Source organism: Rhizobium sp. P43, from assembly GCF_056730705.1.
On record NZ_CM161539.1, the window covers coordinates 1699490 to 1717671 of the forward strand.

The window sequence follows — 18182 nt, forward strand, 5'->3', positions numbered from 1 at the left end:
GAGGCGCGAAACCGAATGCGCGTGATGATATTCCAATCGAAGCGCTCGCAGGAAAATTTGTCGCAAATCCGGCTGCAAGCCCTGAATCGCCGACGAAATTTTATGTCAAAAACGCCCCGGTTGCTTTGCGAAAAAATCGCCGCCAGTGCAAGCCTTAATTGGCGATCTGGGCCTGCGTTTCGGCCCCATGCTGCGCCGCAAGCTTGCGCAATTCCGCAAGCCTTGCCTGATACTCGGCTTCGCTGATGGTGCCGGCCGAGCGCGCGGCGCCAAGCGACGTCAACTGGGCCTGCAGGGCGATTGCCTCTTCATTGCTCATCTGCACGTTCGCGGCACTGAGCGATCCCCCAAAATTCGGGTAGCCGTCGCGATAGGTCGAGCGCGCCTGCGCCGTATCCGGGTTGTCCGGATCTTCCACATTCACCTGCAGGGCTGTCGGAACCGACGCGACCTCAGCCGTTGCCGGTGTGGTCGACTGGCAGCCCGTGCCCGCCATCAGCGCGACGACTGCGGCGGCAAGCGCCTGCCCCGAAAGACCCGAGAAACTGAACTTCTTGTGCACCATGGCCCCGACCGCCCGCGTTCACGCGGAAAACTGACATTCCTCAAGGGCGCAATCATCCATCCTCTTCGAAAGACTATGCGCCAATCGCTGGAACTTGTAGTCGTTTTCATGCAGGATAGGCAAACACAAAAGACGCCAGAACAATCCTGGGGAGGACGGCATGGACAGGACGCGGGAAGAAGCCGAAGCGAATGCCGCGTTCGATCCGAAGCTGATCGAGCCCTACATCATAAAAGATCCGCAGGCGCTGACCATCAACGCCGCCAAGGCACTTGAGAACCTCGGCAAGGCTGCCTCCGTCTGGCTGAAACCCCGCGAGACCGGGGAAATCGTCGATCCTGTCTCAGAACCCGTAGCCGAAATGGTCAAGACCATGGGCAAGGTCGCGGAATACTGGATGTCGGACCCAAAGCGCACGCTGGAGGCCCAGACGCATCTGCTCAATGCCGTGTTCGGCGTCTGGAGCCGGTCGCTGGCGCGATTCGCGACGCCGGAACAGGCGGTCAGCGATCCCCTTCCGAAGGATAAGCGCTTCTCCGACGAGGACTGGGAGCGCAATCCCTTCTTCGATTTCCTGCGCCAGACCTATCTCGTCTTGTCGCAATGGGCCGAGAAGATGGTCAATGATGCCGGCGGGCTCGACGAGCACACGCGGCACAAGGCCGATTTCTACATGCGGCAGATCACAGCGGCGCTGTCGCCGGCCAATTTCGTCGCCACCAATCCGCAGCTCTACAAGGAGACCGTGCAGAGCAGCGGTGCAAACCTCGTCAAGGGCATGCAGATGCTGGCCGAAGACATCGCCGCTGGCGGTGGCGATCTTCGCATCCGGCAGACAGACACCAGCAAATTCGCCGTCGGCGAAAACATGGCGATCACGCCGGGCAAGGTGATCGCGCAGAGCGATGTCTGCGAGGTCATCCAGTATGAGGCAACGACCGAGACGGTGCTGAAGCGCCCTCTCCTGATCTGCCCGCCCTGGATCAACAAGTTCTATATTCTCGACCTCAATCCGCAGAAGAGCTTCATCAAGTGGTGTGTCGACCAGGGCCAAACGGTCTTCGTGATCTCTTGGGTGAATCCGGACGAACGCCACGCGGACAAGGACTGGGAATCCTATATCCGCGAGGGTATCGATTTCGCACTCGACACCGTGGAGAAGGCTACCGGTGAACGCGAAGTGAATGCTGTCGGCTACTGCGTCGGCGGCACGCTGCTTGCGGCGGCACTCGCTCTTCACGCTCAGGAGAAGAACAAGCGCATCGTCAGCGCCACGCTCTTCACCACCCAGGTGGACTTTACCTATGCCGGTGACCTCAAGGTCTTCGTCGACGAGGGGCAATTGCGCAGCCTGGAAGAGCGGATGCACGAGACCGGCTATCTCGACGGCTCGAAGATGGCGGCGGCCTTCAACATGCTGCGCGCCTCGGAGCTGATCTGGCCCTATTTCGTCAACAACTACCTGAAGGGCCAGGATCCGATGCCCTTCGATCTGCTTTACTGGAACTCGGATTCGACCCGCATGGCGGCGGCCAATCACTCCTTCTACCTGCGCAATTGCTACCTCAACAACACGCTGAGCCAGGGGAAGATGGAGCTTGCCGGAAAGCGTTTGTCGCTGAAGGACGTGAAGATCCCGATCTACAATCTGGCGACCAAGGAAGACCACATCGCGCCGGCAAAGTCCGTCTTCGTCGGCAGCAGCCTTTTCGGCGGGCCGGTCGATTATGTCGTCTCCGGCTCGGGTCACATCGCCGGTGTCGTCAATCCGCCGGACAAGCAGAAGTATCAGTACTGGACCAACGGGGCCGTCAGCGGCACCTACGAGGAGTGGATGGCGAACGCCAAGGAGACGCCGGGATCCTGGTGGCCGCACTGGCAGGTCTGGATCGAGAAGCTGGACGACGAACGGGTGCCTGCCCGCAAGCCGGGCGGCGAGGCGCTGAACGCGATTGCGGACGCGCCCGGGCGTTATGTGCTTGCCCGGGTCTGAGCACAGCGCCCACGCCGGATGATCTTCTCCCCGCCCCTGATCCCCGCGCGGCTCGTGCGCCGCTACAAGCGGTTCCTGTTCGACGCCATCCTCGAAGACGGCAGCGAGATCACCGGCTTTTGCCCGAACACCGGCTCGATGCGGGGTTTGACCGAACCGGGATCGCAGATCTGGCTGTCGCGCCATGATGCCGCCAGCCGGAAATATGCTTATGCGCTGGAACTGGTCGAAGCCGATGGCACCGTGGTCGGGGTGAACACGGCGCTTCCCAATCGCCTTGCCGAGGAGGCGATCCTCGCCGGGCTCGTGCCACAGCTCGATGGCTTCCAGACGCTGAAGCGCGAGCAGCGCTACGGCCGCAATTCTCGCATCGACATCCTGCTCGAAGACGAGGGCAAGGGCAGCGTGCATGTCGAGGTGAAGAATGTGCATTTCATTCGCGCGCCGGGCCTAGTCGAGTTTCCGGACAGTGTGACGAGCCGTGGCGCCAAGCATCTCGACGAGATGGGCGATCTGGTCGAAGCGGGAAGAAGGGCGGCAATGCTCTTCGTTGTCCAGCGCGCGGATTGCGATCGGCTGAAGATCTGCACCGATCTCGACCCTGCCTATGGCCGAGCCTTCACGCGAGCAATTGCACGCGGCGTGGAGGCCTATGCCATCAGATGCGCGCTCGACCGCTTCAAAATCGTAGCCGAAAGCCTCATCCCGATAGACGAAGACGGTCTGCGTGCTTTATGAACGGCCAGGATCCTAGATTAGACGTTTCGAAAGCCACCCTATGGTCACCTATATCGACGCGGCGACTGCGCCGCTGAAAAACACCGGCGCGATCCGGCTTTATGGCGCAGACGATTTCGAAGGCATGCGCCGGGCCTGTCAGCTGACCGCCCGCTGCCTCGATGCCCTCGTGCCGATGGTGAAGCCGGGCGTGACGACGGCGGCGATCGACAAATTCGTCTTCGAATTCGGCGCCGACCATGGCGCCCTGCCCGCGACACTGAACTATCGCGGCTACAAGTATTCCGTCTGCACTTCGATCAACCATGTGGTCTGTCACGGCATGCCGGACGACAAGCCACTGCGCGATGGCGATATCGTCAATATCGACGTAACCTTCCTGCTCGACGGCTGGCACGGCGATTCGAGCCGCATGTATCCGGTTGGCCAGATCAAGCGTGCTGCCGAACGCCTGATGGAAGTGACTTATGAATGCCTGATGCGCGGCATTGCCGCTGTGCGCCCCGGCGCCCGCACCGGCGCCATCGGCGAAGCGATCCAGACCTATGCGGAAGCCGAGCGTTGCTCGGTCGTGCGCGATTTCTGCGGCCATGGCGTCGGGCGCCTGTTCCATGACAGCCCGAACATCCTGCATTACGGCAAGGCGAATGAAGGCCCGGAACTGCGCGAAGGCATGATCTTCACCATCGAACCGATGATCAATCTCGGGAAGCCGCATGTAAAGGTGCTCTCGGATGGCTGGACTGCGGTCACCCGCGACCGGTCGCTGACGGCACAATATGAGCACACCGTCGGCGTGACGGCGACAGGCTGCGAGATCTTCACCCTCTCGCCAGCAGGCCTGGACCGTCCCGGCCTCGCCTGAGGCCGGCGGCAAGGTACCTCTTTCCGCAACTTGAACTTGCGCGCGGCGGCAGTCGTGTCACTATATCCGTGCGGCCTTGCGGCCGTTCGACCATGACGGTCAGGATTGGGGTGGCATGACGGGCAAGCTTCCATTCGCAGACGGTTCTGCACGCGGGCAAGGTGTGATGGCAGACGAGGCGGGCGACCTTTTCGGTTCGCCAGGGGCCCCTGCAGTCGATGACTTCCACGATGTCGATGAACGCAGCTTCTTTGCCGAGCAGCCAACACGCGACACGAATATCGCCAAGGCGGCATCGACGCGGGCCGCCATGCAGCCGGAGGCGCATTATCTGGGTCATCGCGAGAGACTGCGCAACCGCTTCCGTGAGGGCGGCGAGACAGCGCTTGCCGACTACGAGATCCTCGAACTCTTGCTCTTCCGGCTCATTCCGCGTCGCGACACCAAGCCGATCGCCAAGGCGCTGCTCGCCCGCTTCCAGACGCTTGCTGGCGTGCTCGGTGCACCGCCTGCCCTCCTGCAGGAGGTCAAGGGCGTGGGCGAGACCGTGGCGATCGATCTCAAGCTGATCGCCAGTGTCGCGCAACGCATGCTGAAAAGCGAATTGCGCGAAAAACAGGTGCTCTCCTCCTGGTCGGCCGTCATCGACTATTGCCATGCCGCCATGGCCTACGAGACCACGGAACAGTTCCGCATTCTCTTCCTCGACAAGCGCAACGTGCTTATTGCGGATGAGATCCAGGGACGCGGCACGGTGGACCATACGCCCGTCTATCCACGCGAGGTGGTCAAACGGGCGCTTGAACTGTCGGCGACCGCAATCATCCTCGTCCACAACCATCCAAGTGGTGACCCGACACCGTCGCGTGCGGATATCGACATGACGCGCACGATCGTCGAGACGGCGAAGCCGCTCGGCATCACCGTCCATGACCACATCATCATCGGCAAGGACGGCCATGCGAGCCTCAAGGGCCTGCGGCTGATCTGACTGAGCTGCTGCGATCGGCACCCTGCCGGCGCTTTGGCGACAACTCTCCTTCACATTCGTCTGTGATAACGAAACGGTGACGTTGCCCTGTCATACTGGCTATGGAAAATGTGCACTGCAGCATGGCAGCAGGCGAATCAGAGGCACCTCATGAACCAGTATGACTTTGTCGTAATTGGCAGCGGACCGGCAGGACGCCGCGCGGCGATCCAGGCGGCCAAGCTGGAAAAGAAGGTTCTCGTCATCGAAAAGGGCACGCGTGTCGGTGGCGTATCGGTTCATACCGGTACGATCCCTTCCAAGACCCTGCGCGAAACGGCGCTCAACCTCACCGGCTGGCGCGAGCGCGGTTTTTATGGTCGCAGCTACCGCGTGAAGCAGGAAATCAGCGCCGATGACCTCCGCCGCCGCCTGTTGATCACGCTCGACCACGAGGTCGAAGTGCTTGAACACCAGTTTTCCCGCAACCGCGTGCACCAGATGCGCGGCAAGGCGCATTTCCTCGATCCGCAGACCCTTGAAGTCGTCAAGGAGGACGGGGAAGTCGTGCATGTGCAGGCAAAATCCGTTCTGCTGGCTGTCGGGACGCGCCCGTTCAAGCCGACGCACATTCCCTTCGACGGCGTCAGCATCATCGACAGCGACGAAATTTTGGAAATCAAGGAGCTGCCGCGCTCGATGATCGTCATCGGCGCCGGCGTCATCGGCATCGAATATGCGACGATCTTCTCGGCGCTCGATACCGTCGTCACGGTGGTGGAGCCGCGCGACACGATGCTCGATTTCATCGACAAGGAAATCGTCGAGGACTTCACCTATCAGCTGCGCGACCGCAACATGAAGCTGATCTTCGGCCAGACGGTCGAGGGGGTCGAAAAAGTCGACGGCAAGTGCCGCGTGACGCTGAAGAACGGGCGTGTGCTGACTTCGGAAATGGTGCTTTTCGCCGCCGGTCGTGTTGGCGCAACCGACACGCTGAACCTTCAGGCTGCGGGGCTCGAAGCCGACAATCGCGGTCGGCTGAAGGTGAACCCGGACACTTTCCAGACCTCCGTCACGAACATCTATGCCGCCGGCGACGTGGTCGGTTTCCCATCGCTCGCCTCCACCTCGATGGAACAGGGCCGTATCGCCGCCCGCCATGCGGTTGGGGCGCCGGCGCATGATCCACCGCAGTATTTCCCCTATGGCATCTATGCGGTGCCGGAGATTTCGACCTGTGGACTGACCGAAGAAGAGGTCATCCAGCGCGGGATCCCCTATGAAACCGGGATCGCGCATTTCCGCGAGACCTCGCGCGGCCATATCATGGGCCTCGACAGCGGCATGCTGAAGATGATCTTCTCCTTGAAGACGCGCCGCCTGCTCGGCGTGCATATCGTGGGCGAAGGGGCAACCGAACTGGTGCATATCGGCCAGGCGGTCCTCAACCTCAAGGGTACCGTCGAGTACTTCGTCGAAAACACCTTCAATTATCCGACGCTCGCCGAAGCCTACAAGATTGCCGGGCTCGACGCCTGGAACCGGATGGGCGAGCTGAAGGTGGAGAAGGCAGAACGCCGGGCCGCGGAGTGACATTTCAGGTCCCAGCCCGTCGGTTCTAAGGCGAGACGAAGCGTTGCCCAGCTGCTAATGAGGCAACTCCTTCGCAGAGCTTCGAGTCGCCCATGTCCTCGTCTTTCCGCCAGATTGCGGCCAGGCCGCAACTGGTCCTCCTGTCGATCATGATCTTCGTGCAAGGCTGCGCCTATGGCGCGACCCTGCCCTATCTCGGCGTGACGGCCATCGGGGCGCTCGGCATGAGCGACCAGGCCTATTCCGCACTGACGGTGGTCGCCTCGATCATGACAGTCACCATCAGCGTCTCGCTCGGGATCCTCTCTGATGGCATGAGCGATCGCCGCCGGATGATCGCGCTTCTGGGGATTGCGGGTACGATCGGCTATGGCGCGATTTTTCTCTTTCCGACCATCCCGGTCTTCGTCATCGCCACCGCTTGCGTCATTCCCTTTGCCCAGGCGGTGCATTCGCTGCTCTTTGCCTCCGCTCGGATCGAGACGGCGGATCTGTCGCAGCAGGACGCAGCAGCGGTCAACACGGTCGTGCGCGCCTTCATGTCGGCGTCCTGGGTTGTGATGCCGGCGATCCTTGGCCTCGTCCTTGCGCAATCGGCAAACATGATTGGCGCGTGGGGCGCGGCGGCGACTTGCACTTTGTTGATCGCCACGGCGTCTGTTCTTCTCCTTGCGCCACCGAAGGAACAGAAACAGGCTGGAGGCACCAGTGGTGCAGCATTCCGTGAGGCTCTGCGTGAACTGATCAGGGCTGACATGCTGGTGCGGATGATCGCGATGGCCGCCGTGACCGGAACGACACGGCTCGCTGGCACCATATGGCCGCTCATTCTGACGCTCGAACTGGGCGGCTCCACCCGGGATGTCGGGTTCATTGCCGCGCTCATCGCCTTCATCGAGATCCCCTTCATGCTGATCGCAGCGTCGCTCCTGAAGCGTTTCAGCCTGCTCGTGCTGATCGTGGCTTCAGCACTGCTCTACGGCCTGCACATGGTGGGGTTCGCCTTCGCTAGCGAGCCCTGGCATTTCTACGCACTTGCTCTGCCGGGCGCTGCCACCGCAGCTGCGCTTCTCTCGCTGCCGATCACCTATTTCCAGGATCTCTTTCCGAGACGGCCGGGTCTCGGGACGGCCTTCATGCCGATCAATGCCTTTCTCGGCAATGCCGTCAGTGCTGCCACTTTTGCTGTGGGCGCGCACTTCTTCGGCTATTCCGGCACAGCCTGGCTCGGCCTTGCCCTGGCAATCGTCGGCGTCGCGGGCCTTCTGGCCGTCGACCGTTCACGACACAAGCACGGCTAGGAATTTCGCGTTAGAAATCGAGCCGTTCTCCGTCTTCCGGTATCAACAGGCGTTTCGTGGCCAGGGCCTGCTTGGCCGCCGTGGCGCGAATGTCGGCGCGGGAAACGGTTGCATGATCGACCGCATCGAGATGGGTAACAATGACCGTCGCATCGCCCGCCTGCCGGAGCGTTTTCATGACCATCGCCGCATCCATGACCACCGGACCTTTGCCGTTCCAAAGCGCGCCACAGCCATGGATCACAACGATGTCAGGCCGTTCACCCGCCAGCACGAACTCGACCTCCGGACAGAGGATGGTATCGCCCGCCCAATAGAGTGTCGGTTCGGATGGTGCGCTGATCAGAAAACCTGACACCTCCCCCATGTCTTCCAGCACCTCCGGCGGACCATGGCGGCCGTCGGTGGTCCTGATCGTGACATCACCGATGCGGATTGCGTCACCAATGGCCCGAACATCCTCAAAGCCCATGGCCTTGATCGCATCTCGATCCCGAGCATGGCACAGAATGGGCATGGATCTGGCCAGTCGCGTCTGAGCGACCTCGTCGAAGTGGTCGGAATGGAGATGCGAGACGAGCACCGCGTCTATGCCATCGAGAATCTCTTCGACCGGGCAAGGCAGATCGACAAGCGGTGACGGACCGCGTCCAGAATAGCTTTTGCCTGCCCCCTTGGCCGCGAGCCAGGGATCGATCAGCAACCGGATGCTGGCGAGTTCGACAGTCAGCGTCGCACTTCTGATCAGCCTGATCTGCATCGCGTCCTCCACTCCCAAACATGAAAAAGCCGCCCCGGAGGACGGCTTTCTCTGAAATTCAACCGGAAGCCCGAGATTACTCGGCGTCGCCTTCGGCGGCCTTCTTCTTCGGAGCTGCCTTCTTCTTCGGAGCGGCTTCTTCGCCTTCGGCAGCGTCGTCAGCCTTGGCAGCAGCCTTCTTCTTCGGGGCAGCCTTCTTGGCGGACTTTTCGCCTTCTTCGGCGTCGTCAGCCAGCAGCTCTTCCTTCGTTACCTTCTTGTCGGTGACGGAGACTTCAGCGAGCAGCTTGTCGATGACCTTCTCTTCGAAGATCGGCGCGCGCAGCGAAGCGGCAGCACCCGGGGTGTTGCGGAAGAAGTCGAGGATCTGCTTTTCCTGGCCCGGGAACTGCTGCAGCTGGGCGAAGAGCGAACGCTGCATTTCTTCTTCGGTCACTTCGATGCCGGCCTTTTCGCCGATCTCGGAGAGAACGAGGCCGAGGCGAACGCGACGCTCGGCGAGCGCGCGGTATTCTTCGCGAGCGGCTTCTTCGGTCGTGTCCTCGTCAGCAAAGGTCTTGCCGGACTGGGCGAGATCGGTGTTGATCTGGCGCCAGATGTTTTCGAACTCGGCGTCGATCAGCTTGGAGGGCGACTCGAACTTGTAGAGCGTGTCCAGCTGGTCGAGGATCTGACGCTTGACCTTCTGGCGGGTGACGTTGCCGTACTGGCTTTCGATCTGGCCGCGTACGATTTCCTTCAGCTTTTCAACCGATTCGACGCCGAGCTTGGTGGCCAGTTCGTCATTGATTTCGGTTTTGGCCGGGGCAGCGACTTCCTTGACGGTGATATCGAAGGTTGCTTCCTTGCCGGCGAGGTTGGCCGCCGGATAGTCGGCCGGGAAGGTTACGGTGATGACCTTTTCGTCACCGGCCTTCAGACCAACGAGCTGCTCTTCGAAGCCCGGGATGAAGCGGTTGGAGCCGAGAACGAGTTCTGCATCTTCGTCCTTGCCGCCATCGAAGGGAACGCCGTCGACCTTGCCGAGGTAGTCCATGGTGACGCGGTCGCCATCGGCAGCCTTGCCCTTCTTGGTTTCGAAGGTACGGGCGCTTTCAGCGATCTTTTCGATCTGCTCGTTGATCTCGTCTTCCGAGACTTCGACGACTTCGCGGGTGACCTTGATGCCATCGACCGACTTCAGTTCGATTGCCGGGATGATTTCGTAGGAGAGCGTGAACTCCAGGTCAGCCTGAGCCGACAGGATCTTTTCCGCTTCCTTCTCGTCCTCGGTCATGACGATTTCCGGCTGCGTCGCCGACTTTTCGCCGCGCTCGGAGAGGATTGCCGAGGGCTTGTCGCGGATGATCTCGTTGACGAGTTCAGCCATGATCGACTTGCCATACATCTTCTTGACATGGGAGGTCGGCACCTTGCCCGGGCGGAAGCCGTTGATGCGGACCTTGTCCTTCACCTCGGCCAGACGCTCGTTCATGCGCTGTTCCATGTCCTTGGCCGGAATGACGACCTTGATTTCGCGCTTCAGCCCTTCAGCGAGCGTTTCGATAACCTGCATGTTCTTACCTTCATGTCGTGGCGGCCGTGCTCGGACAGCCGGTGGTTTTCTCTGAGCACGACGCCGGAATTGATTTTCCCGGACGTGGCTGCGTCGCAATTCGTCAACAATCTGCCAAGCAAAACGGCGCCGGACTGACGGGAGCCACACCTCGGTGCTTCTCTCATCGATCCCGCGCGGCTTAGCTGGTGCGGGTAGAGAGACTTGAACTCCCACGCCTTGCGGCACCAGAACCTAAATCTGGCGTGTCTACCAATTTCACCATACCCGCGTCCAAAAGCGCATGCTGCCTTCGCGCATGGCCCCTCCGGAGCGCGCGTCTCTATAACACCCGTTTTCCCCCACGCAAAGGAAAAATGACAGTGTTGCAGGCCCCGCCGGACAGGCTTCACAGGCTTTGCAACGAGAGAATGGCGCCGCTCAGTAGAGCGGCTCCTCATAGAGCGGCTCGCCGTCCAGCATCAGGGCGCGAATCTGTGCCTGGCCGTCTTCGGAGACCCGGGCGGCAACCGAGACACGCCCCTCATTGCGGCCGTCCTCGATCGGCTTGCCCTCACCTTCCGGGACATAAAAGCGCTCTATGCCAAAGGGCACGGTCAGATTTCCGGCATTTTCCCATTCCCAGCCATAGATCGTGATCGGCTGTGAGATGAGGACAACGCTGCCGTCTTCTGCCGCCAGCGGATCGAAGGACGCCTGGGAGACGATCCAGAAGCCATCCGTCCCGGGCGTCAGGCGCACATTGAGCCTCGCCACCTCGCCGTCCTGCGGTCGGGTGCCGGCGATCGAGGTCGTTGAAATGTTCGAGATTTCATAGGTGAGGATGACATAGTCACCGCGCAGGAGATCGCGCGGGTCGACGGGGACCGTCTTCAGGAGGACTTCCGTTCCGGATCTGAGAATAGATGCCCTGCCCTCGATCATATAGCCGAGGATGGAAGTCTGGACGAGAGCGACGGCCAGGGCGACGGCGGCAAAGGGTTTCGTGGCGATCATGACTTCACCTCTGCGGCGGGACGCGAAAAACGCTTCTCAAGACGGATGACAACAAAGGCCAGCAGAGCGACCACCAGACCGGACAGCAGGAAGAAGGCAGATGTGCCAAGGATGCTGTCGATCGTCTCATAGGACAGGTAGAGTATCTCTGCGGCAAAGGCGCCGTAGGCGAGGAAGCGGACGGCGCCATTGTCCCGGCCGTCGAGCGCGATCGCCGCGATCGAGAGCGCCAGCACCATCACACCCAGAGCTGCCGTCGTGACCGCTTCAAGCGCACTTCCCTGGAAATAGGCGAAGCCGCTGAAGGCCATCACCAGGGCATAGAAGCTGCCGGAGGCGCCAAGCCGGCGATGCAGTGCCGCCAGGGGAGAGGCCGGCAGCGTCAGAGCCAGGAAGACCAAGGTGCCGGCCATGGCGACTGCGAATGCATAGAGCTCGCTGCGATCGAGGATCGTCGTCCACCAGATCCAGGCGACAAGCAGACTGTAGCCGAAGTGCTTCGCCCGGTTTGCGCCCGTCCAATAGGCAAGACCGAAGATCGCTGCCGCACCCGCCAGCGGCCACCAGGCCCAGAGGCCGTGGCTGGCGAGGTCCCAGCCGAAACTGTCGAAGCCGGCGGCAAAGGTTGCCAGCGACAGCACACCCGTCGCGACCGCGAGCGCCCCGGAGCGGAAGAGTGCCGCGGATATGGCCGTCATGACGAACCAGAGGAACATCGCGGAAAAAGTATCGCCCGAGAGGTGGTAAGCTTGACCGATCAGCGCGATCGCCCCTCCGAAGGCCGCCGCGCCCAAGACCAGCGATGCAGCCGCCAACCGGTTGGCATCCTGCGAGCGCGCAATCAGCGCGGCGATATGGAAGATCCAGATCAGGGCAATAATGCCGACGACCTTGACCAGGCGTGGTATCAGTTCCCAGTTGGCCGCAATCAGCATCAGAAGGGAGGCCGCGATCAATACGGCCGCAAACATCGACAGGACACTGCCGATGCTGAAGCGCGCGCCCCGCTGATCAACATCCGCCAGCAGCCGTTCAGCTGTCGCCAGATCGATCATTCCGCGTCCGACCCAGTCGTCCAGGTCACGTTTCAGCCTACCCCGATACATGTCTTAGTCCCCGTTATTCTCACCGCAATCTGAAACGGCAGGACTGGAAAGACAAGCGGAAGCCGGAACCTTGGCAGGGGGCATCATCGGCCCATGCAAGAACCGCATGCCTTCCATGCTCATTTTGCACTGCACAAACTCGTAAGTGTCACCTATATTCATATTCAACAGAGCGACGGAACTTCTGGCGCTTCTTCTTCGACCCGCTTACTCCTCCTCCCAAAGCGGGATCGATTGACCAACGACACTCCTCCTCCCAGTCGTTGGTCTGCAAAAATGACGCTCACCGGACCTCCTCCCCCGGTGGGCGTTATTTTTTTGCTTTACTCTTCCCCAACAGATCCATGACCGAAACCGCCGGCCATCAATGCCCGTTCAATTGGCGCTGTTTCGCCGCGTGCAAACGCACAAAAAATCATCAATTAACAAAGCGTTAAATCGATTGATATGCGCACAGCGCATGGGTGCTCTGCCGCATTATGCCTTCAATCGTTTCGCGATGCAGCATATATTCCAGTCATCGAATTCAGAGACGCGGCCCACGGCGGGGCCCAACCCAGAGGTAGACCCACATGAACATCGCTCGCTCGCTCAACAACTGGCGCAAGTACCGTCAGACCGTCACCGAACTCGGCCGCATGTCGGACCGCGAACTGCGTGACCTCGGCATCGGCCGCGAAGACATCCGTCGCGTTGCCCGTCACGCCGTCAACGGCTGATCGGTACCGACTTCGGTCGGATCCAAAATAGAAAACCCCGGATCTCCTCCCAGATCCGGGGTTTTTCTTTGTCTGCTAAGCAGTGCTGCTCAGTCTTCGCGAACGGCAACGATCACGTCGTGGATTAGCTTCAACACAGCCGGCGCATCGATCGCAGTGCAGATCTTCTGGCTCGGCAGGTCACCATCCCAATCGGAAGGACCAAAGCCACGGCCATCCGGCTTCTGGATCGTCTGGCCGTCGGCAATGCCGCCGCAGACGACGCGGATCACTCCGCTGCGGGTCTTGAAGAGTTCCGGTGCCACGACATAGACGCAGGCGCAGCTGTCATGCACGACCATGCCGTCGTCGACCAGGCCCTCGTAGAAATCGATGTAGAACTGCGAGAGGTCGAAGAGCAGGCGCGCGCGGCTGGTGCCGGCGGCGTCCCGGATGTCGGCGAGCTGGCTGCGCGTCATCACGGTCTGCATGGTGACATCGAGACCGACGACGACCACCGGCCAGCGGGCGGTCATCACGACGTCGGCTGCTTCCGGGTCGCCATGAATATTGGCTTCGGCTGCCGGCGTCACATTGCCGTTGACGTCGAAGGCGCCGCCCATGATGACGATCTCCTTGACGAGATTGACGATCTCCGGGTCTTCCTTCAGCGCGTTGGCAAGATTGGTCATGCGACCGACGGCGACGATCGTCACCTCGCCCGGATTGGCACGGACGGTGTCGACGATGAAGCGATGGGCAGGCCGCGGATCGGGATGTACATCCGTCACCTCGGGCACGCCGATATTGCCGAGGCCGTCATCGCCATGAATGAATTTCGGCGGCTCGTGGCTGACACGATGCGGGATGAAGGTTTCGCCAGCCCCGCGAGAGACGGGCGCGTCAATCTTCCATTCGCGCTTCAAGAACAGCGCGTTGCGCGTGGTCACATCGATCTCGGCATTGCCGAAGACCGTGGTGATTCCGAGGAGGTCGATCTCCGGATGATGGTGCAGGAAGAGGAGCGCCATGGCGTCGTCGACGCCCGGATCCGTATCGAAGATGACCTTATACATGGGAGAAGTCCTTTTCTTGTTGTTGTTGATCGGCGTCCGCCGGGCGGGCGCGACGATAGACCCGAAGCGTGACGACGGGAAGACGGGCGATCAGGCGCCCGCCTTCTTCTTTTTCCCGACATTGCGCAGGACATGGCTAAAGTCGGAATTGTAGAGATCGCTGTCGCGGAATTCGACATGACCGAAGACCTTGCCGACCATGATCAGGGCGGTCCGCGTGATCTTCGCCTTGCGCACCTCCTCCGCCATGTCCTTCAGGGTCGTGCGGATGAAGAGTTCATCCGGCCAGGTGGAGCGATAGGCAATCACAACAGGGCAATCCTCGCCATAATAGGGCGTCAGCGTATCGCGGATATGGGTGAGGTTGCGGATCGACAGATGGATCGCAAGCGTCGCTCTCGATTTTCCGAGGATTTCCAGCGTCTCGAATTCCGGCATCGAGGAGGCCTTCATCTCGGTGCGGGTGACGATCACCGTCTGGGCGATCTCCGGCAAAGTGAGCTCGGTCTTCAGCCGTGCTGCTGTCGCGGCGAAGGCCGGTACGCCGGGGACGACGTCGTAGGGAATGCCGAGCGCATCGAGGCGGCGCATCTGTTCGGCGATCGCGCCGTAGATCGAGGGATCACCGGAATGTACCCGGGCGACGTCCTCGCCGCGCGCATGCGCCGCCTCGATCTCGGCAATGATCTCGTCGAGATGCATGGGAGCCGTATCCTTGACGAGTGCACCTTCGGGTGCCGCCTCGACGATCTCCTCCGGCACCAGCGAGCCGGCATAAAGGCAGATCGGGCAGCGCTCGATGAGCCTGAGGCCGCGTACTGTGATCAGATCGGGGGCTCCGGGGCCTGCGCCGATGAAATAGACGGTCATGCTGCTCTCCTTAACGTTGCGGGAGCGTTACCCCCCTCTGCCCTGCCGGGCATCTCCCCCTCAAGGGGGGAGATCGGCACTGGGCATAGAATGCGCCAACGAGCCGATCTTGAATCTGCGTGAAATGCATCAACCTGAACCGAGCGCTCATGAGAACGCGGCGGTGGCCGTCGTCCAATCTCCCCCCTTGAGGGGGAGATGGCCGGCAGGCCAGAGGGGGGTACCAAGCAGAGGGAGACGACGGCGAAGGGCATGCTCACGCCTTCATCCCCGTATCGGCCTTCCCGGAATATCCGCGCGGTGTGTAAACCCAGGTCTTGCCGTCGCCGGTGGTCACCGTCCGGCTCTCCGACGAGCCGACCACCACGACGGTCAGCATGTCGACATCGTCGACGTTCAATTCGCCCAGCGGCACGGTGCGGACGTTTTCGCCCTCGCGGCCGAGATTGGTGGCGAGGATGACGGGGGTCGTGGCCGGGCGATATTTCAACAATTCATCGCGGGCATATGCGAGCTGCGTGCGGCGCTTCATCGAGACGGGATTGTAGAAGGCAATGACAAAATCGCCCTCGCCCGCCGCCTTCACCCGGCGCTGGATATGTTCCCAGGGGGTCAGAAGGTCTGAGAGCGATATGGTGCAGAAATCGTGGCCGAGCGGCGCGCCGATCCGTGCAGCGGCGGCCTGGAGTGCAGAAATGCCCGGCGAGACCTGCACTTCGATGCGGCTCGCGCCATCGGTGATGCCGCCCTTGTCGAATAGCTCGAAGACCAGCGTCGCCATGGCATATATGCCCGCATCGCCGGAGCAGACCAGGGCCACCGTCTTTCCCTCACCGGCCAGCTCCATGGCATGCACGACGCGGGCTTCTTCCTTGCCGAGATCGAAATCGTGGCGGGTCTTGCCATCGGCAAGCGGGCCGAGCAGGTCGAGATAGAGCGAATAACCGACGAGATCGGTGGAGGCAGCGACCATGCGCGACACTTCAGGCGAGCGCCAGCCTTCCGAGCCCGGGCCAATGCCGACGACGAAAAGCGTGCCACGGGCGCGGCCTGTTGTCTTCGGGTCGACGATATCAGCGGCCCTCGCAATCGCGGCTGTGGCCCCCTTGGACTTGATCTTTTCGACAACGAGTTCGCCCGACGCGCCGACGGCCGCAAGCGCTGCCCCTTCGGCCACGCCATGGCAGCCGACTTCGGCAAAGACGACCTCGGACGGGTTCTTCAGACGCGGCGCCTCGGCTTCGAGCGTAGATGCCGTGAAGAAGCGGGCCGGCACGCCGAAATGGGCGGCCACCGCATGGATCGCTGTCTCGTCTGCCTTCAGGTCGATCGAGCAGATGGCGGCAAGGCTTTCCCTCGCGAAACCACCCTTTGCGAGCGCTTCCTCAGCAAGCACGATCGCTTCTTCGGGCTTTGCATGCCGCTCGCAGCCCATGCCGAGCACCAGCGTCTTCGGGTGATAGACGAGTTCCAGCTCGCCTGCGGTCTTCTGTTGGTCGGTCACGGAGAGCGTCACGCGGGCCTCTTGTTGGAATGGAAGTCTTGATTGGGTGAGCCAGGCGGCGGTCCCCCCTCTCCCCGCCTGCGGGGAGAGGGTTGGGGTGAAGGGCAGGTCATGCGTGCCGGGCTGCTGCAGCCCCTCATCCGCCCTTCGGGCACCTTCTCCCCGCAGGCGGGGAGAGGGAAGGTCGAGCCGCACGCCCGCCCCCGCGACAAGCTCCGCCATAACGGCCTTGGCGCACTCGGGATTGGCAAGCACATAACCATCAGGCGGTTGATCGAGCGCCACGCCGAACTTGAGATCGCCGGCTGTGGTGATGGCGGCATGGGCTCCAATCGCGGAGGCAATCTGCCTAGCCAAATCATTGGCGCCGTGGTGTCCCCCGAGCAGCGGTACGACCGAGGAGCCATCCTCGGCCACAGCGAGTACCGGCGGTTCCGAGTGTTTGTCCGACAGCAGCGGAGCAAGCAGCCGGATCAAAGCGCCGGAGGCCATGACGGCGACGATCGGTCGACCGGCAGCAAAGAGCGCCTGCACATGGTCTTTGGCAGAGACAAAACGAACATCCGCCTCCACGACGCGCGAGGCGGCGCCATGCAGCTCGCCCCCGATGTCCTGCGCAATGCTACGGCCCAACGAAGCGGCTAATGCGCTCAGGATGACGACGGCGGGTGTGGCCGGGGATGCGGAGACAGGCGTCATGCGGCCCCGCTTCCAAGCTTTTTCGCGAGTGCCGGATGCCAGCGCTCGTCACCCTTGTAGATCAGGATCATCGAGAAATAGGGGGCGGTGTCCTCTGCCACATCGGCGAGCGGTGTCAGCTTCTGTTCGGCAAGGCTGACGCGCTCCGCATATCCGGCCTGGGCGGTCAGTCCGAGGCTTTCGATCAGCGCTCGGATACGGGCGAAATGCCGGCCGAGCTTGATGATTGCGACAGCACCCGACACCTCGATGCGGGCTGCAAGCTCTTGATCCGAGAGAGGACCCGGCAGTACGGTCAGCACGTCGTTGCGGGCAGCGAGCGGCCGTCCGAGGCCGGCGGCCGCCGCCATCATAGAGGAAACGCCGGGCACGACCTCTGTCGGATAACGATCGGCGAGCCGCTCGAAGAGATACATGAAGGAGCCGTAGAAGAAGGGGTCCCCCTCGCAGAGCACGGCCACATCAGATCCGGCGTCGAGATGATGCGACAGCGTCTCAGCAGCCTGCGTATAGATGTCCTGTGCCGGAAAGCGCTCGACACGCATCGGCACGATGATCGGCACTTCAAGCTGGGCGGCGGTCAAATACGGAGCCGCAATCTGGCGGGCAAAGCTCGGTCCGGTATCGGGCGCCGGATAGGCGACCACAGGGCAGCTGGTCAGGATGCGATGTGCCTTCAGGGTCAGCAGTTCCGGATCGCCGGGCCCGAGCCCCAGGCCATAGAGTTTACCGGTCATGTAAGCTGCTCCTTGCTTGGCACTTTGCCCCTCATCCCCCTGCCGGGACCTTCTCCCCGTGAACGGGGAGAAGGGGGCACGACGCCAGCCACGATGGCCTTCTCCCCGCATGCGGGGAGAAGGTGGCGGCAGCCGGATGAGGGGCAGCGGTTC

16 protein-coding genes and 1 tRNA gene are annotated in these 18182 nt (G+C 61.7%); 7 read left to right on the plus strand and 10 right to left on the minus strand.

All coding sequences use genetic code 11. From position 1 onward, the window contains the following. Positions 1-154: 154 nt before the first annotated feature. A complete protein-coding gene (locus AC1PUL_RS08460; RefSeq protein WP_480467814.1) occupies positions 155-565 on the minus strand; it encodes an SHOCT domain-containing protein in 411 nt (136 codons plus the stop codon). A 160-nt stretch (positions 566-725) separates the two neighbouring features. Between AC1PUL_RS08460 and AC1PUL_RS08465 the strand changes: the two genes are divergently transcribed. The 6 genes from AC1PUL_RS08465 to AC1PUL_RS08490 all read left to right on the plus strand — a co-directional run bounded on the left by AC1PUL_RS08465 (position 726) and on the right by AC1PUL_RS08490 (position 8028). Further along, the gene (locus AC1PUL_RS08465) at positions 726-2558 is read left to right on the plus strand and encodes a PHA/PHB synthase family protein (protein WP_480467815.1); all 1833 of its coding nucleotides are present in this window, start codon (positions 726-728) and stop codon (positions 2556-2558) included. Between the two features lie 18 nt (positions 2559-2576). Then, a complete protein-coding gene (sfsA, locus tag AC1PUL_RS08470) occupies positions 2577-3296 on the plus strand; it encodes a DNA/RNA nuclease SfsA (RefSeq protein WP_480467816.1) in 720 nt (239 codons plus the stop codon). A 40-nt stretch (positions 3297-3336) separates the two neighbouring features. Further along, positions 3337-4161 carry a type I methionyl aminopeptidase gene (gene map, locus AC1PUL_RS08475; protein ID WP_480467817.1) on the plus strand — a complete coding sequence of 275 codons (825 nt, stop codon included), beginning with the start codon at positions 3337-3339 and terminating at the stop codon, positions 4159-4161. A gap of 166 nt (positions 4162-4327) precedes the next feature. After that, entirely contained in the window at positions 4328-5152 is an 825-nt protein-coding gene (radC, locus tag AC1PUL_RS08480; protein WP_480468538.1) for a RadC family protein, read from the plus strand. A 150-nt stretch (positions 5153-5302) separates the two neighbouring features. Continuing rightward, the gene (gene sthA / locus AC1PUL_RS08485) at positions 5303-6727 is read left to right on the plus strand and encodes a Si-specific NAD(P)(+) transhydrogenase (RefSeq protein WP_480467818.1); all 1425 of its coding nucleotides are present in this window, start codon (positions 5303-5305) and stop codon (positions 6725-6727) included. 92 nt (positions 6728-6819) lie between these two features. Further along, positions 6820-8028 carry an MFS transporter gene (locus AC1PUL_RS08490; RefSeq protein ID WP_480467819.1) on the plus strand — a complete coding sequence of 403 codons (1209 nt, stop codon included), beginning with the start codon at positions 6820-6822 and terminating at the stop codon, positions 8026-8028. Between the two features lie 10 nt (positions 8029-8038). Here AC1PUL_RS08490 and AC1PUL_RS08495 read toward each other — a convergent pair whose 3' ends face one another. The 5 genes from AC1PUL_RS08495 to AC1PUL_RS08515 form a co-directional block, all read right to left on the minus strand. Continuing rightward, positions 8039-8788 (minus strand): MBL fold metallo-hydrolase, encoded by a 750-nt coding sequence (locus AC1PUL_RS08495; RefSeq protein ID WP_480467821.1) that lies wholly within the window; start codon positions 8786-8788, stop codon positions 8039-8041. A 76-nt stretch (positions 8789-8864) separates the two neighbouring features. Continuing rightward, positions 8865-10343: a trigger factor gene (tig, locus tag AC1PUL_RS08500; RefSeq protein ID WP_298465099.1), complete on the minus strand. Its 1479-nt coding sequence runs from the start codon at positions 10341-10343 to the stop codon at positions 8865-8867. Positions 10344-10529: 186 nt separating this feature from the next. Then, positions 10530-10614, minus strand: a tRNA-Leu gene (locus AC1PUL_RS08505). A 149-nt stretch (positions 10615-10763) separates the two neighbouring features. Next, entirely contained in the window at positions 10764-11339 is a 576-nt protein-coding gene (locus AC1PUL_RS08510) for a GDYXXLXY domain-containing protein (protein ID WP_480467823.1), read from the minus strand. Continuing rightward, positions 11336-12445, minus strand: a complete 1110-nt coding sequence (locus AC1PUL_RS08515) for a DUF2157 domain-containing protein (protein ID WP_480467825.1) — start codon at positions 12443-12445, stop codon at positions 11336-11338. Before AC1PUL_RS08515 ends, AC1PUL_RS08510 begins: the two co-directional genes overlap by 4 nt. A gap of 572 nt (positions 12446-13017) precedes the next feature. Between AC1PUL_RS08515 and AC1PUL_RS08520 the strand changes: the two genes are divergently transcribed. Beyond that, entirely contained in the window at positions 13018-13164 is a 147-nt protein-coding gene (locus AC1PUL_RS08520; protein WP_138288935.1) for a DUF1127 domain-containing protein, read from the plus strand. A gap of 89 nt (positions 13165-13253) precedes the next feature. Here the strand turns inward: AC1PUL_RS08520 and AC1PUL_RS08525 are convergent, their stop codons facing one another. From AC1PUL_RS08525 to cobI, 4 genes are all read right to left on the minus strand, one after another. Further along, positions 13254-14219: a nucleoside hydrolase gene (locus tag AC1PUL_RS08525; RefSeq protein ID WP_480467828.1), complete on the minus strand. Its 966-nt coding sequence runs from the start codon at positions 14217-14219 to the stop codon at positions 13254-13256. Positions 14220-14309: 90 nt separating this feature from the next. Continuing rightward, positions 14310-15089: a precorrin-4 C(11)-methyltransferase gene (gene cobM, locus AC1PUL_RS08530; protein ID WP_480467830.1), complete on the minus strand. Its 780-nt coding sequence runs from the start codon at positions 15087-15089 to the stop codon at positions 14310-14312. Positions 15090-15345: 256 nt separating this feature from the next. Then, a complete protein-coding gene (gene cobJ / locus AC1PUL_RS08535; RefSeq protein WP_480467832.1) occupies positions 15346-17292 on the minus strand; it encodes a precorrin-3B C(17)-methyltransferase in 1947 nt (648 codons plus the stop codon). Further along, positions 17289-18029, minus strand: coding sequence for a precorrin-2 C(20)-methyltransferase (gene cobI / locus AC1PUL_RS08540; RefSeq protein WP_480467833.1), 741 nt, complete (start codon positions 18027-18029; stop codon positions 17289-17291). The genes cobJ and cobI overlap by 4 nt, the downstream gene beginning before the upstream one ends. Positions 18030-18182 lie beyond the last annotated feature (153 nt).